13 protein-coding genes are annotated in these 14440 nt (G+C 71.4%); 8 read left to right on the top strand and 5 right to left on the bottom strand.

Annotated features, from left to right (window positions below):
• Positions 1–97 precede the first annotated feature (97 nt).
• Complete coding sequence (gene purU / locus MFF54_RS26685) at positions 98–982, top strand: formyltetrahydrofolate deformylase (RefSeq protein WP_238307215.1); 885 nt, start codon at positions 98–100, stop codon at positions 980–982.
• A 133-nt stretch (positions 983–1115) separates the two neighbouring features.
• Here the strand turns inward: purU and oxlT are convergent, their stop codons facing one another.
• Both oxlT and MFF54_RS26675 read right to left on the bottom strand, forming a co-directional pair.
• Positions 1116–2402: an oxalate/formate MFS antiporter gene (oxlT, locus tag MFF54_RS26680; protein ID WP_238307214.1), complete on the bottom strand. Its 1287-nt coding sequence runs from the start codon at positions 2400–2402 to the stop codon at positions 1116–1118.
• 261 nt (positions 2403–2663) lie between these two features.
• On the bottom strand, positions 2664–3212 hold the full coding sequence (locus tag MFF54_RS26675; RefSeq protein ID WP_238307213.1) for a cupin domain-containing protein: 549 nt from the start codon (positions 3210–3212) through the stop codon (positions 2664–2666).
• Between the two features lie 154 nt (positions 3213–3366).
• Between MFF54_RS26675 and aptA the strand changes: the two genes are divergently transcribed.
• The 5 genes from aptA (at position 3367) to gltX (ending at position 8047) form a co-directional block, all read left to right on the top strand.
• Positions 3367–4698 (top strand): omega-aminotransferase AptA, encoded by a 1332-nt coding sequence (gene aptA, locus MFF54_RS26670; protein WP_238307212.1) that lies wholly within the window; start codon positions 3367–3369, stop codon positions 4696–4698.
• Between the two features lie 204 nt (positions 4699–4902).
• Entirely contained in the window at positions 4903–5373 is a 471-nt protein-coding gene (locus MFF54_RS26665; protein ID WP_238307211.1) for an SRPBCC family protein, read from the top strand.
• Between the two features lie 131 nt (positions 5374–5504).
• A complete protein-coding gene (locus tag MFF54_RS26660; protein ID WP_238307210.1) occupies positions 5505–5849 on the top strand; it encodes a hypothetical protein in 345 nt (114 codons plus the stop codon).
• A gap of 192 nt (positions 5850–6041) precedes the next feature.
• On the top strand, positions 6042–6215 hold the full coding sequence (locus MFF54_RS26655; protein WP_238307209.1) for a hypothetical protein: 174 nt from the start codon (positions 6042–6044) through the stop codon (positions 6213–6215).
• Between the two features lie 464 nt (positions 6216–6679).
• The gene (gene gltX / locus MFF54_RS26650; RefSeq protein WP_238307208.1) at positions 6680–8047 is read left to right on the top strand and encodes a glutamate--tRNA ligase; all 1368 of its coding nucleotides are present in this window, start codon (positions 6680–6682) and stop codon (positions 8045–8047) included.
• Here gltX and MFF54_RS26645 read toward each other — a convergent pair whose 3' ends face one another.
• Together MFF54_RS26645 and MFF54_RS26640 are read right to left on the bottom strand one after the other, a co-directional pair.
• Entirely contained in the window at positions 8048–9331 is a 1284-nt protein-coding gene (locus MFF54_RS26645) for a hemolysin family protein (RefSeq protein ID WP_238307207.1), read from the bottom strand.
• A 68-nt stretch (positions 9332–9399) separates the two neighbouring features.
• Complete coding sequence (locus MFF54_RS26640) at positions 9400–10401, bottom strand: LysR family transcriptional regulator (protein ID WP_238307206.1); 1002 nt, start codon at positions 10399–10401, stop codon at positions 9400–9402.
• Positions 10402–10537: 136 nt separating this feature from the next.
• On the opposite strand from MFF54_RS26640, the gene MFF54_RS26635 reads away from it, so the two are divergent.
• Positions 10538–11392: an HTD2 family dehydratase gene (locus tag MFF54_RS26635; protein WP_238307205.1), complete on the top strand. Its 855-nt coding sequence runs from the start codon at positions 10538–10540 to the stop codon at positions 11390–11392.
• A complete protein-coding gene (locus tag MFF54_RS26630) occupies positions 11389–12585 on the top strand; it encodes a CaiB/BaiF CoA transferase family protein (RefSeq protein ID WP_238307204.1) in 1197 nt (398 codons plus the stop codon). The genes MFF54_RS26635 and MFF54_RS26630 overlap by 4 nt, the downstream gene beginning before the upstream one ends.
• Before the next feature lie 167 nt (positions 12586–12752).
• On the opposite strand, the gene rlmN is transcribed toward MFF54_RS26630, so the two are convergent.
• Entirely contained in the window at positions 12753–14036 is a 1284-nt protein-coding gene (gene rlmN / locus MFF54_RS26625; RefSeq protein ID WP_238307203.1) for a dual-specificity RNA methyltransferase RlmN, read from the bottom strand.
• Between the last annotated feature and the right edge of the window lie 404 nt (positions 14037–14440).

The raw sequence follows: 14440 nt of genomic DNA, 5'->3' as shown, positions 1-14440 counted from the left end.
TCCAACCCCCGCAACCAAACATAGAAGACCCATTCGAAAACGCCCGCCTGCTCTCGCAGCGCGGGCGTTTCTGCGTTCAACGCCTGAGAGATCGACGATGACGAAGTTCGTCCTGACCGTGACCTGCCGATCGACCCGGGGCATCGTCGCGGCAATCTCAGGCTTCCTGGCGGAGCAGGGCTGCAACATCGTCGACGCCTCGCAATTCGACGATCTCGGCAGCGGGCGCTTCTTCATGCGCATCGGATTTCTGTCGGAGGAGGGGAGGGGGGGCGAAGCGCTCGCCGCCGGCCTCGCGCCGATCGCGGCGCGCTTCGGCATGGAGACGGCGATCCACGACGAGGCGCGGCGCATGAAGGTGCTGCTGATGGTCTCGCGCTTCGGGCACTGCCTCAACGATCTGCTCTATCGCTGGAAGATCGGCGCGCTGCCGATCGACATCGTGGGCGTCGTCTCGAACCACTTCGATTATCAGAAACTCGTGGTGAACCACGACATCCCGTTCCACCATGTGGCCGTCACGAAGGCGAACAAGCTGGAGGCGGAGGCGCGGATCATGGAGATCGTGCGCGGCACCGGGGCCGAGCTGATCGTGCTCGCCCGCTACATGCAGGTGCTGTCCGACGCGATGTGCGCGGCGATGTCGGGGCGGATCATCAACATCCACCACTCGTTCCTGCCGAGCTTCAAGGGAGCCAACCCCTACAAGCAGGCCTATGGCCGGGGCGTGAAGCTGATCGGCGCGACCGCTCATTATGTCACGGCGGACCTCGATGAGGGACCAATCATCGAGCAGGACACGGTGCGCATCACCCACGCGCAGAGCGCGGAGGATTACGTCTCGCTCGGTCGCGACGTGGAGGCACAGGTGCTGGCCCGGGCCATCCACGCCCACATCCACCACCGCGTCTTCCTGAACGGCAACCGCACGGTGGTCTTCCCTCCGAGCCCGGGAAGCTTCGCGTCCGAGCGGATGGGCTGAACAGCCCCGCCCCAAGATCTCCCGGCCGACCCAGGCTCGGTACGGCTCGGAGCGGGCGTCTCGACCAAGACGTGCGCGCTCCGCGCGATCCGAGGATCTCGCGGAGCGCGCTGAGCTTGGCGGTGGAGCCGCCTCAGATTGCCTGAACGGGCCGACCGGCCGGCGCTTCCGTCCCTTGGCTGCCCGCGAGGTAGCGCAGGCGCATCGGGCGCAGCACGAACATGGCGAGCGCGGCCGCCGCGACGTTGAGGCCGATGATCAGCCCGAACACCGCCGTCCAGCCGTAGGCGGCCGCGACCATGCTGCCGAAGGGCACGAGCATCGCCGCCGACCCCTTGGCGGTGTAGAGCAGGCCCGCGTTGCTGGCGGCGTACTTCGATCCGAAGGTGTCGCCGCAGGTCGCCGGGAACAGAGAGTAGATCTCGCCGAACACGCCGAAATAGATCGCCGTGGCGAAGACGAAGACCAGCGGCGTGCGGCCGTAGGCGAGCAGCAGAATCACCGCGAAGGCCGCCGTGCTGAAGGCGATGAACATCGTGTTCTCGCGCCCGATCCGGTCGGAGACGTAGCCGAAGAACGGCCGGCCGAACCCGTCGAAGATGCGGTCGAGGGAGATCGCGAGGGTGAGCGCAGCCATCTGCAGACCGAGGATCGAGACGGGTACGTCGGCGACCCGGAAGTCGTGGGCGATCGGAGCGATCTGCGCCGCCGCCATCAGGCCGCCGGAGGCCACCATCACGAACATCGCGTACATCACCCAGAAGACCGGGGTGCGCACCGCCTCGCGGGGCGTGCGGTCGACCTGCGTCTGAGGCAGGCGCAGGCTCTTGCGCCGCACCGGCGCGCTGACGCTCGGCTTGCGCAGCAGGAACGACATCACCACCACGACGGCACCCTGGCCGAGGCCGAAATACAGGAAGGCGCTCTCGTAGCCGCTGGTGGCGATCATCTTGGCGATCGGTACGACCGTGAGGGCCGCGCCCGCACCGAAGCCCGCGGCGGTGGCGCCGGCGGCGAGGCCGCGGCGGTCCGGGAACCACTTGAGGGCGTTGCCCACGCAGGTGCCGTAGACCGAGCCCGCGCCGATGCCGCCGATGACGGAGCCGGCGTAGAGCACGGGGAGCGAGGAGGCGTAGGCGTTGAGCACCCAGGCGAGTGCGATCATCACGCCGCCGAAGCAGACCACCACGCGCGGTCCGTAGCGATCAACGAACCAGGCCTCGACGGGGACGAGCCACGTCTCGGTGGCGACGAAGAGCGTGAAGGCGAACTGGATCGCGGCGCGACCCCAATGATATTTGGCGTCGATCGGATCGACGAAGAGCGTCCAGCCGTACTGCAGATTGGCGATCATCGCCATGCAGAGGATGCCGAAGGCGAGCTGCCACCATTTGGCGGACGAGGAGTCCTGGCGTTCCATCCCTGATCCTTATCGTGGAGCGGCGGCGTTCCGCGGCCGACGGGTCGGATCATGCAAGAAATTTCCGATTATGCAATATGCCAGGGATTAAACTGCCAGGACGCACGTACGGGTTGTCATCGCCGGATCGCGGCCGGCCGCGACCGATCGTCGAAGCCGGGCGCCCACCCGGTCATCAAGAGTTTGAACCGGAAGGGGTTTCGGCGCCCCTTATGAGGCGCAGAAGCGCAGCGGCACCTTGATGGCGGTGCCGGAGCCTTCTCAGAAGCTCGGCGGCGTGCAGGCGCTGACGACCTCGCACGGGACTGGTCCGACGCAGCGAAACCGGTGCGGGCGCCGGCTGTCGAAGGCGTAGGCGTCGCCGGGACCCAGGATCCGGCGCTCCTCGCCGACCGTGACTTCCAGCCGCCCTGAGAGCACGATGCCACCCTCCTCGCCCTCGTGCGAGAGCGGGATGCGGCCCGTATCCGCGCCGACCTCGTAGCGCTCCTTCAGGATCTGGAGCTGGCGCCCGAACAGCGTCTCGCCGATCTGCCGGTATGAGATTTTGCCCTTGCCAATCTCGGTCAACTCCTCCGCCGCGTAGAAGGCTTTGCGCTCGCGTTCGGGCTCGACGGCGAAGAACTCCGAAAGCCCGATCGGCACGCCGTCGAGGATGCGCTTCAGGGCGCCGACGGATGGGTTCACCCGGTTGGACTCGATGAGCGAGATCGTCGAGTTCGTCACGCCGGCGCGCTTGGCGAGCGTCCGCTGCGACAGGCCCTGCCGCATGCGGACGAAGCGCAGCCGATCCCCCACGTCGACGCTCATGCCTGCCGGCCCCGTTGCGGCTGTTGCGAATCCCGCAACGGTGCGCGCCGGAACGCCGCTTCGTCAATGGCTTGGCGACCCATAGAAAAGGACTTGTTGCCGGCTGGCGAAAGGCGTCCTGTCGGTCGTTCGCCCCCGTTGACGAGAGCCCCAGATGTCCGATTCGAACCGCAACGCCCCGTCGCTCGACGCCTTCTGGATGCCGTTCACGGCCAACCGCCAGTTCAAGGCGGCGCCCCGGATGCTCGTGGCGGCCGAGGGGATGCACTACACGGCCGACGACGGGCGCCGTGTTCTCGATGGAACGGCAGGGCTCTGGTGCGTCAACGCCGGGCACGGGCGTCGGAGCATCGCCGATGCCGCCGCGCATCAGCTCGCGAGCCTCGACTTCGCGCCGACCTTCCAGATGGGGCATCCGATCGCCTTCGATTTCGCCGAGCGGCTCGCCGCGATGGCGCCGGGCGGCCCGGAGGCGGGGCTCGACCGGGTGTTCCTCACGAACTCGGGATCGGAATCCGTCGACACCGCGCTCAAGATCGCGCTGGCCTATCAGCGGGCGATCGGGCAGGGCACGCGCACGCGTCTGATCGGGCGCGAGCGCGGCTATCACGGGGTCGGCTTCGGCGGCATCTCGGTCGGCGGCATCGTGTCGAACCGACGCGCCTTCCCGACGCTGCCCGGCATCGACCACCTGCGCCACACGCACGATCCGGCCCGCAACGCCTTCGCGAAGGGCCAGCCCGAGCACGGGGCGGAGCTGGCCGAGGATCTCGAGCGGCTGGTCGCGCTGCACGGGGCGGAGACGATCGCGGCCTGCATCGTCGAGCCGGTCGCGGGCTCGACCGGCGTGCTGATCCCGCCGCGGGGCTATCTGGAACGCCTGCGGGAGATCTGCACCCGCCACGGCATCCTGCTGATCTTCGACGAGGTGATCACCGGGTTCGGGCGGCTCGGCGCCCCCTTCGCGACCGACTTCTTCGGCGTGGTGCCGGATCTCGTCACCACGGCCAAGGGCATCACCAACGGCACGGTGCCGATGGGCGCGGTCTTCGCCAAGCGCGCGGTCCACGACGCCCTGATGCAGGGGCCGGAAGGGATCGAGCTGTTCCACGGCTACACCTACTCGGGTCATCCGCTCGCCTGCGCGGCGGGACTCGCCACCCTCGACATCTACGCGAAGGAGGGGCTTCTCACCCGTGGCGCGGAGCTCGCCGAGGACTGGGCGGGGGCGATGCACGACCTGCGCGGACGCGCCCATGTCAGCGACATCCGCACCATCGGGCTCGTCGCCGGCATCGAGCTGACGCCGCGGCCCGACGCGCCGGGGAAGCGTGCCTACGAGGTCTTCACCGACTGCTTCCGGCGCGGCCTGCTGATCCGGGTGACCGGCGACATCATCGCGCTCTCGCCGCCGCTGATCGTGGAGCGCGAGCAGATCCGCGAGATGGCGGAGATCGTCGGCGCGGCGATCGACCGCGTCGGCTGATCAAGAGCGCGGGCATTCCCGGGGGGATCAGGCCTTGGGGCGGGGTCTGCGCGGTCCGCCCCGGGGCGGTCCCGGGCCGGAGCCCTGAGGCTTTCCGAGACCCGCCCCCGTTGAACGAAGCCACCCCGATCCTAGCTCCGTCCCGGCCGAAGAGCCGGCGCGGGCCTGCCCGCGCCGAGCCACGAACGGATGGAGACACGCCCGATGCTGCGCCTCGCCCTGCCCGCCCTCGTCCTGCTTGCCGGCACGCTGCCCGGCCACGCGATCGAGGTGCAGAAATCGGCCGATCTCCCTGCCCATCCCGACAAGGTCTGGCAGACGATCGGCGACTTCTGCGGCATCGCCAACTGGCATCCGGCGATCGAGAAATGCGTGGCCTCCGAGAAGGACGGCCAGAAGATCCGCACGCTCAGCCTCAAAGGCGGCGGCACGCTCGTCGAGCAGCAGGTCTCCCGCGACGACAAGGTGATGAGCTACACCTACACCATCCTGGAAGGCCCGCTGCCGGTCTCGGACTACCGCTCGACGCTCGCCGTCGCGCCCGAGGGCTCCGGCTCCAAGGTGACGTGGCAGGGCAGCTTCGGTGCCAAGGGCGTGCCCGATACGGTCGCGCAGGACGTGATCTCGGGGATCTACGACGCGGGCCTGAAGGGCATCGCGGACAAGGCCAAGTAGGCCGGCCCGACAGGCTGTCGCGGCCGGCCGGCGGGGGGCGCCGCGGAAAGCCGCGCCACCCGTTGACCGGCCGGAGCGGCCGTCCCACAACCCTGGCCGGCGCCAAGCTGCGCCGTTCAGGGAACCGTGCCGTGTCGACGCAAGCCTTCCGCCTGACGCTCGTCCTCCTCGCCGCCGCAAGCCTCGCGGCGTGCCAGTCGAAGGCGAGTCCGCCGCCCGTCGCCGCTGCCGCGGCTCCCCGCGCGGCTCCCATGGCGGCTACCATGGCGCTCCCCGGGGGCAGCGGCTGCGGGCCGACCATCGCCCGCACTCAGGCCGTGGTGGGCGCCGATGTGGCGAGTGGCGACCTCAACAAACCGGTGGGCGAGCGCTTCAGTGCCGACCTCGACCGTGCCGCCGCTGCCTGCGCGGCCGGCCGTGAGGGTGAGGCGCTGCATCTGCTCGCCGCCGCGAAGAGCCGCTACGGCTACCCGTAAGACAGCGCTGCCGTCCGGACGCGGCGGGACCCGCGCCGGCTTCGACGGCGTCCGCAACAGGCAGGCCCACCGGACCCCGGCAGGCCTGCCTCGTTTCATCCAGGTCCGGGCCGGGATCCGAACCCCGGTGACGGAGCTTTAACCAAGCCTCGCGACACTCGCTGCATGCTGAGGGCGAAAGGATCGCGGGTCATGCCGAAGGAGCCGAGCCGACTGCCGGATCCCTTACCGCCCGCCTCGCTCAAACCGGCGGTCCGTCGCCAGATCGGACAGAGCCTGCGCGGCCTCTACGCCGAGACCCTGTCGGCACCGATGGGCCAGCGCCTCACGGACCTCGTGGCGCAGATCGAGAAGCTGGATCGCTGACGGAGAGGACGCGTTGCGCCCGCCTCAGTCCAACACCACGGCGACGAGAGAGAACAGGCCGGCGAGCACGATGTTTCCGGCGAGGACGAGAGCGATGACGGTCATGGGGGCTTGGGGATCTTGCGCGCAATCTCGGCGATCTCCGCCAGCGCGTGCCCGCGCCGGGGAGCCGGACGGGAATCGCCCGGCGCCCACCTTCTAGCCGCGAGTCCTGCAACAGAGCGTTCATTTCCGCCCGGCCCGCCGGCGCCCTGACCAGAAGGCCCAGCAGTGGTGCCGGCCGAGCACGGTCGCGACCGCCGCCACCCGAGTGGCGGGGCTACGGGCCTCCGCCGCCATCGCCCCCCCACCGCCCACCTTCGGCCCGGCCGCCGTTTCTCCCGCCCGTCTCTTTTCACGTCCCGGGGAACGGGTCGCGACAGGCCGATGTGACAGGCGCCGGGATGATGCGTAGAGGGTCGCGCATGACCGCGCCCACCTCGCCCGCACCGCTCGTCCGCTTCGCGCCCTCGCCGACCGGCTATCTCCACATCGGCAATGCCCGGCCGGCGCTCATCAACGCGCTCTTCGCCCGCGCCCGGGGCGGGCGCTTCCTGCTGCGTCTCGACGATACCGACCGCGAGCGCTCGACCGCCGCGTTCGCGGAGGCGATCGAGGAGGACCTTGGCTGGCTCGGGATCGTGCCGGATCTGTTCGCGCGCCAGTCCGACCGGGTGGCGCTCTACGACGCGGCCGCCGAGCGCCTGCGGGCGGCGGGCCGGCTCTATCCCTGCTACGAGACTGCCGAGGAGCTGGAGCGCCGCCGCAAGCGCCAGCTCGGGCGCGGCCTGCCGCCGATCTACGACCGGGCGGCCTTGAGCCTTACCCCCGAGCAGCGCGCCGCCTACGAGGCGGAGGGCCGGCGTCCGCACTGGCGGTTCAAGCTCGACCACCGCAACGTGGGCTGGAACGACCTCGTGCGCGGGCCGGCCCACGTCGATTGCGCCTCGCTCTCGGACCCGGTGCTGATCCGCGCCGACGGCAGCTACCTCTACACGCTGCCCTCCGTGGTGGACGATGCCGAGATGGGCATCACCCACGTGATCCGCGGCGAGGACCACGTGACCAACACGGGCGTGCAGGTGCAGATCTTCGAGGCGCTGGGCGCGCCCGTGCCCGTCTTCGGTCACCACAACCTCTTGACCACGGCCGATGGGGAGGGGCTGTCGAAGCGCCTCGGCCACCTCTCGCTGCGCTCGCTCCGGGCGGCGGGCTACGAGCCGGCGGCCGTGCGCGCGCTCGCCGTGCTCACCGGCTCGGCGGAGGCGGTGCGGCCGGTCGCTTCGCTCGACGAGCTCGCCGGGCTCGTCGACCTCGCCCACATCTCCCGCGCGCCCGCCCGCTTCGACCCGCACGAGCTCGACGGGCTCAACGCGCGGCTCATCCACGCGATGCCCTACGCCGAGGCGGCGGACAGGCTGGCCGCGCTCGGTGTGCCGGCGGAAGGAGCGGAGCCGTTCTGGCTCGCCGTACGGGCCAATCTCGGCCGCGTCGCGGAGGCCGCCGCGTGGTGGCGGGTGGTGGCGGGGCCGGTGGAGCCGGTCCGCGCCGAGGCGGATGCCGAGGTGACGGAGGCCGCCGCCGCGACCCTGCCGCCCGAGCCCTGGGGTCCGGAGACCTGGAAGGTCTGGACGGCCGCGGTCCGCGAGCGCACGGGCCGGAAGGGCAAGGCCCTGTTCATGCCGCTGCGCCTCGCGCTCACCGGGCTCGACCATGGCCCGGACCTCGCCGGGCTGCTGCCGCTGATCGGGCGGGAGCGGGCGGCGCGGCGGCTCGCCGGGGAGACCGCCTGATCAGACCGCCTCCTCGGCCAGCCGCGTCGCCAGGATCTTGTCCACCCGCCGGCCGTCGAGATCGACCACCTCGAAGCGCCAGCCCGCGATCTCGCAGGTCTCGCCCGTCTCGGGGATGCGCTGCAGGGCGTGGATGATGAGGCCTGCCGCGGTCTCGTAGGCGCGGGACGCTTCCAGCCGGAGGCCGAGCTGGTCGGCCATCTCGTCCACCGGCATCCAGCCGGCGATCAGCCAGGAGCCGTCGGCGCGCTGCACCGCCTCGGGCTCGGCCGCCTCCGAGTGGAAGGCGCCCGCGATCGCGTCGAGGATGTCGGCCGGCGTCACCACCCCGTCGAAATGGCCGTACTCGTCGTGCACCAGCGCCATCGGCACGGGCGCCGCCTGCAGCCGCTCCAGCGCCTCGAGGGCGTCGATCGTATCGGGCACGACGGGGGCGGCGTGCACGTGTTGGCGCAGGTCGAGGGGCGCCCCGGAGGCGAGCGGGCCGATAAGCCGGCGCACCTGCACCACGCCGACGACGTCGTCGGGATTGCCGTCGATGACCGGCAGCACCGAATGGGGGCTGTCGAGCAGAAGGGCCCGGATCTCCGCCTCGTCGCGGCCGAGATCGATCCAGTGCACCTCCGTGCGCGGCGTCATCACGCCGCGCACCGCCCGGTCGCCGAGGCGCAGCACCCCCGCGATCATCTTGCGCTCGCCGGTCTCGATCACGCCCGCCGTCTCGGCCTCCGCCACGAGGGCGCGGATCTCCTCCTGGGTCACCGCGCTCGCGCTCTCGGTCTCCTGGCCGATCAGCCGGAACACCGCCCGGGTCGAGGCGTCGAGGAGCCAGACCGCGGGCATGGCCGCCCGCGAGACCAGCCGCATTCCCGGTGCGACCAGGCAGGCGACGCCTTCGGGGTCGCGCAGCGCGAGGTGCTTCGGGACCAGCTCGCCCACGATCACCGACAGGTAGGTGATCACCGCGATGACGAGACCGTAGCCGAGCGTGTCGGCGAGCGAGCGGGTGAGCCCCGCCTCGGTGAGGATGTCGGCCAGCCGGTCGCCGAGCGCCGCGCCCGAGACCACGCCCGACAGGATGCCGATGAGGGTGATGCCGATCTGCACCGTGGAGAGGAAGCGCCCCGGCTCCTCGGCGAGTGTCAGAGCCGCGGCGGCGCCCGACCGCCGCGCCTCCGCCATCGAGCGCAGGCGGCTCTTGCGGGCCGAGACCACCGCGAGCTCGGAGAGTGCGAAGACGCCGTTCAGCGCGATGAGGGCGACGGCGATGGCAAGCTCGAGCAAGCGGCTGACGTAGAGCCCGGGACCGCGCGTGGGCGGGCCGGGCTTCCTCTGCGGATGACGGGCCGACCCTAGATGGCCGGCCCCGGCGCACCGGTCAACGGCCGCGCTGGCGTCGGGCCGGCCAATTCGGCCGGCCATATCCCTGAGCGCACCAACTCGCCGAGCAGGTCCCAGGCCAGGCCCGACACGGCCGCGGCGGCCGCCGAGAGCGGCCGGTCGGCGGCGTGGGCGAGGTAGATCCGCCGACGCAGGGGCGGGCTGCCGATCGGCCAGGCCCGGAAGGCGCCGGCCGCGATCTCCGCGGCGATTGCCGCCCGCGGCAGGATGCCGAAGCCGTGGCCGCGCGCGGCGAGTTCCTTGATGCGCGCGTAGGAATCGATCTCGATGCCGGGCGTCACCGCGGCGCCCTCCGCTTGGGCCGCCTCCTCGATCAGGTCGCGCAGGCCGTGCGAGAGGGCGGGCAGGATCAGCGGCAGGGCGGCCGCCCGCGCCAGGGGGACCGGCCCGTCCGGCAGGTCCACGCCCGAGAGGACCGCGCCCGAGAAGTCCCCGCCCGGCGCGCGCGCGAACAGGCAGAGCTCCTCGGTGAGCGCGTGGCGCAGGACGAGGCCCTTCGGCGCGGCCGGGTTGTAGAGCACCGCGAGATCGACGGCGTCCCGGTTGAGCCAGTCGAGGATGTAGCCGCTCATGGCTTCCGCGACGCGGAGGCGGATGCCCGGATGCTCCGCCCGCACCCGCTCGATCAGCGGCACCGACAGGATCTCGCTCACCGTGCCGGGCAGGCCGATGCGCACGTCGCCCGTCACCGGCCGGTCGGCCCCCCGCACGCTGTCGGGGATCTCGGCGAAGCGGTCGAGGATGGCGCGGGCGTGGGTGAGGAGCCGCGCCCCGGCCTCCGTCGGCACCGCCCCGCGCGGCCCCCGGTGCAGCAGGGGCAGCCCGAGCTCCGCCTCCATGTGGCGCATGTGCTGGCTGAGCGCCGGCTGGGCCACCCGCAATGCCTCGGCGGCCCGCGAGAACGAGCCCTGCTCGACGATGGCGACGAAGTAGCGGAGCTGGCGCAGGTCCATGGCGCGTGTCGTCCATCGGCGGCCGGGGTCCGCCGCATAGCACCGCCTTATGGGTGCGAGAAGAAAGCCGTCTTGGGCGTCGCGCGCCCGATGTGACAAGGTCGCGCGGATCGAGAGCCCCGCCAGAATGAGCCCGATGGACGCCAGCCCCCTCGACCTCGACCACCTGCGCACGTGGATCGGCCGCACCGAGACCGCCGAGGACCAGCTCTCCGAGCAGACGGTCCGGGCCTTCCGCGCGACGCTCGACCAGGATCCGGGAAGCCCAGAGACTGGCGAGGTCGCCCCGCTGGCGATCCACTGGTGCCTCTCGCCGCCGATCCGGCCGCTCCACGAGCTCGGTCCCGACGGTCACCCCGCCCGCGGCGGCTTCCTGCCGCCCGTCCCGCTGCCGCGCCGGATGTGGGCGGGCGGCGAGATCGTCCACCGCGACCCCCTCCGGGTGGGCGACCGGGTCCGGCGCATCTCCCGCATCGGCGACGTGCAGGTGAAGCACGGGCGCACCGGCCCGCTCTGCTTCGTCGCGGTCCACCACGATTTCGAGACGGCGCGCGGCCCCGCCGTCTCCGAGCGGCACGACATCGTCTACCGGGAGATGACGCCGGGCCGCACCGGCCAGCCGCCCGAGGCGGCGGGCGGCGTGCCGGAGGCGGATCTCTCTGAGATCGTCGAGCCCGGCCCGACCCAGCTGTTCCGCTACTCGGCGCTCACCTTCAACGGCCATCGCATCCACTACGACCGGACCTACGCGGGCGAGGTCGAGGGCTATCCGGGCCTCGTGGTGCACGGGCCGCTCCAGGCGACGTGGCTCCTTCACCTCGCCGCCCGGCTCGCCGGCCGCACGCCCGAGACCTTCCGCTTCCGCGGCCTCAGCCCCGTCATCGACGGTGCCCCGCTCACGGTCTCGGCACGGCTCACCGGGGAGGGGACGGGCGAGGCCTGGACGCTCACCGCGGACGGCCGCGTCGGCATGCAGGCGCGCTTCGCATGAGCGCGCACGCGAAGTCCCGCCCCCTCGACGGCATCACCGTGCTCTCGCTGGAGCACGCCATCGCTGCCCCGTTCTGTACCCGACAGCTCGCCGATCTCGGCGCCCGGGTGATCAAGATCGAGCGTCCCGGCACGGGCGACTTCGCCCGCGCCTACGACGAGCGGGTGCGGGGCATGGCCTCGCACTTCGTCTGGACCAACCGCTCGAAGGAGAGCCTGACCCTGGACCTCAAGGCGCCGCGGGCCGCCGAGATCCTCGACCGGCTGGTCGAGCGCGCCGACGTGCTGGTGCAGAACCTCGCCCCCGGCGCCGCCGCCCGGCTCGGCCTCTCGTACGAGGCGGTCTCGCAGAGGAACCCCCGCATCGTCGTCTGCGACATCTCCGGCTACGGCGACGACGGGCCCTACCGCGAGAAGAAGGCCTACGACCTGCTGATCCAGGCGGAGGGCGGCTTCCTGTCGGTCACCGGCAGCCCGGACGCGCCCGCCAAGGCCGGCAACTCGATCGCCGACATCGCGGCCGGCATGTACGCCCTCCAGAGCGTGATGGCCGGGCTGATCCAGCGCGACCGAACCGGCCGTGGAGCGCGCTACGACATCTCCATGCTCGAATGCATGGCGGAGTGGATGGGCTACCCGCTCCTCTACGCCTTCGAGGGGGCGGAGCCGCCGCCGCGGGCGGGCGCCTCCCACGCCACCATCTACCCCTACGGCCCGTTCCCCACAGGCGATGGCCGCACCGTCATGCTGGGTCTCCAGAACGAGCGCGAATGGGCTCTGTTCTGCACGCGCGTGCTGGAACGGCCGGAGCTGATCGCGGACCCGCGCTTCAGCTCGAACGCCCGGCGCAGCGCGGCGCGGGCCGAGCTCGCCGCCATCATCGAGGAGGCCTTTGCAGGGCTCGACCGCGCGGCGGTGATGGTCCGGCTCGACGCGGCCGGCATCGCGAATGCAGGCGTCAACACGATGGCGGATCTCTGGGCGCACCCGCAGCTGCACGCCCGCGGGCAGTTCGGGGCGATCGGCTCGCCGGTCGGCCCCCTGCCGACGCTGCTGCCGCCCTGCCGGACGGAGGCCTACGCGCCGCGCCTCGATCCCGTGCCGGCGCTCGGCGAGCACAGCGCGACGATCCTCGCGGAACTCGGCTACGACGGCGCCACGATCGATGCGCTACGCGCAGACGGCGTGATCTGACGCGACGCCAAGTCCCGGTTTCGAAAGGCCTGAGGCCTTTCGCGGGTGCAGGGCAGAGCCCTGCATTCGGCTCCTCCGACCCGGCAAAGCCGGGCTGGAGGAGCCAATACCGGGGCTGCGCGCCCCGGACCCCGCCAAAGGGTCACGACCCTTTGGGATCCCGGGATTCAGTCGTTGGCTTCGGGGGCGGCGTAGAAGCCCTCGGCGCCGAGGCCGTCCTCCATCAGCATGCGGGCGCGGGCCCGCAGCTTCTCGGTCTCGCTCTTGAGCTGGCCGCAGGCCGCCAGGATGTCCCGGCCCCGCGGCGTGCGCACCGGCGAGGCGTAGCCCGCGTTGAACACGATCTCGGAGAAGCGCTCGATCCGGTCCCAGTCCGAGCACGCGTAGGCGCTGCCCGGCCAGGGATTGAACGGGATCAGGTTGATCTTGGCCGGGATGCCCTTGAGCAGCCGCACCAGCTCGCGCGCGTCGGCGTCCGAGTCGTTCACGCCTTTCAGCATCACGTACTCGAAGGTGATGCGCCGCGCGTTGCTGAGGCCCGGATAGTCCCGGCAGGCCCGGAGCAGCTCGGCGATCGGGTATTTGCGGTTCAGCGGCACCAGCTCGTCGCGCAGCTCGTCGCGCACCGCGTGCAGCGAGATCGCCAGCATGGCGTTCCCCTCCGCGCCCAGCCGCTCGATCTGCGGCACCACGCCGGAGGTCGAGACGGTGATGCGCCGCCGCGAGAGCCCGAGACCCTCCTGGTCGGACATCACGCCGAGCGCGTCGAGCACGTTGTCGAGATTGTACAGGGGCTCGCCCATGCCCATGAACACGATGTTGGTCACGAGCCGGCCGGCCTCGCTCGCAGCGTCCTTGCCGGGGATCTGCCCCGGCCAGTCGCCGAGCTGGTCGCGGGCGACGACGAGCTGCGACACGATCTCGGCCGCCGAGAGGTTGCGCACGAGGCGCTGCGTGCCGGTGTGGCAGAACGAGCAGGTCAGCGTGCAGCCGACCTGGCTCGACACGCAGAGCGTGCCGCGATCCGGTCCCGGGATGTAGACGCACTCGATCTCGGCGCCGCGGTTGTGGTCATGCTTACCGGTCGGCGCCATGCGCACGAGCCACTTGCGGGTGCCGTCGCGCGAGACCTGCTGGCTCACCACCTCCGGCCGATCGAGGGTGTAGGCGCGGGCGAGCTCGGCCTTCAGCCCCTTGCCGACATTCGTCATCGCGTCGAAGGCGGTGGCGCCGCGGAAATTGACCCAGTGCCAGATCTGGCCCGCCCGCATGCGGCTCTCGCGCTCGGGCACGCCGATGGCGAGGAGCTTCTCCTTCAGCTCAGCCCGGGTGAGGCCGACGAGCGAGACGGGTCGGCCGGGCAGGCCCTCGGGCCGGACATCCGGGCTCTTCTCGATCGGAGGAACGGCGCTGGCCGCGCGCCGGGCGGTGTCGAACGACGCCGTCGCCATGGCTCGATGATCTGCTCTCGAAGGGGATGTGACGCGCTCTATACGCGATCACGCGGTAAAACGCGAATGCCCGGACGGGTGGTCAGTCCTGCGGCTTGGCAGCAGACCTGTTCCGGCACGCTGGCGTGCCTCTCACCCGCGCGACGTTGCCCGCCAGCGCCCGTCACGGGCCGGTCGGGGATTTTTCGCGTGTTTGTCGTCTGGGGTGTTGACGGGGGGGCTGGGGCTGCGTAGATACCGCTCATCGGCGCCGGCCGCGAGAGCGAACCGGGCGCCGACGCTTCTTCCGACAGTTTGGCAGGACGATCTGGCGAGAGCCGGGTGGTCCGCTGTTCTGTCGGCTGAAGGGTGTGGATCCCGGTGATCTGGCCGCCCCGGCGGCTCCGAGAGGCGGGGTTGACACG

Source organism: Methylobacterium gregans (assembly GCF_022179245.1).
In the GTDB taxonomy this organism is placed as follows: Bacteria; Pseudomonadota; Alphaproteobacteria; order Rhizobiales; family Beijerinckiaceae; genus Methylobacterium; species Methylobacterium gregans.
Note: the sequence above shows the minus strand (reverse complement) of the source record. Positions and strands in the feature narration are given on the sequence as shown.

Coding starts and splice junctions, on each gene's coding strand:
- purU (WP_238307215.1), top strand. CDS start 98: ATGACGAAGTTCGTCCTGACCGTGACCTGCCGATCGACCCGGGGCATC.
- oxlT (WP_238307214.1), bottom strand. CDS start 2,402: ATGGAACGCCAGGACTCCTCGTCCGCCAAATGGTGGCAGCTCGCCTTC.
- MFF54_RS26675 (WP_238307213.1), bottom strand. CDS start 3,212: ATGAGCGTCGACGTGGGGGATCGGCTGCGCTTCGTCCGCATGCGGCAG.
- aptA (WP_238307212.1), top strand. CDS start 3,367: ATGTCCGATTCGAACCGCAACGCCCCGTCGCTCGACGCCTTCTGGATG.
- MFF54_RS26665 (WP_238307211.1), top strand. CDS start 4,903: ATGCTGCGCCTCGCCCTGCCCGCCCTCGTCCTGCTTGCCGGCACGCTG.
- MFF54_RS26655 (WP_238307209.1), top strand. CDS start 6,042: ATGCCGAAGGAGCCGAGCCGACTGCCGGATCCCTTACCGCCCGCCTCG.
- gltX (WP_238307208.1), top strand. CDS start 6,680: ATGACCGCGCCCACCTCGCCCGCACCGCTCGTCCGCTTCGCGCCCTCG.
- MFF54_RS26640 (WP_238307206.1), bottom strand. CDS start 10,401: ATGGACCTGCGCCAGCTCCGCTACTTCGTCGCCATCGTCGAGCAGGGC.
- MFF54_RS26635 (WP_238307205.1), top strand. CDS start 10,538: ATGGACGCCAGCCCCCTCGACCTCGACCACCTGCGCACGTGGATCGGC.
- MFF54_RS26630 (WP_238307204.1), top strand. CDS start 11,389: ATGAGCGCGCACGCGAAGTCCCGCCCCCTCGACGGCATCACCGTGCTC.
- rlmN (WP_238307203.1), bottom strand. CDS start 14,036: ATGGCGACGGCGTCGTTCGACACCGCCCGGCGCGCGGCCAGCGCCGTT.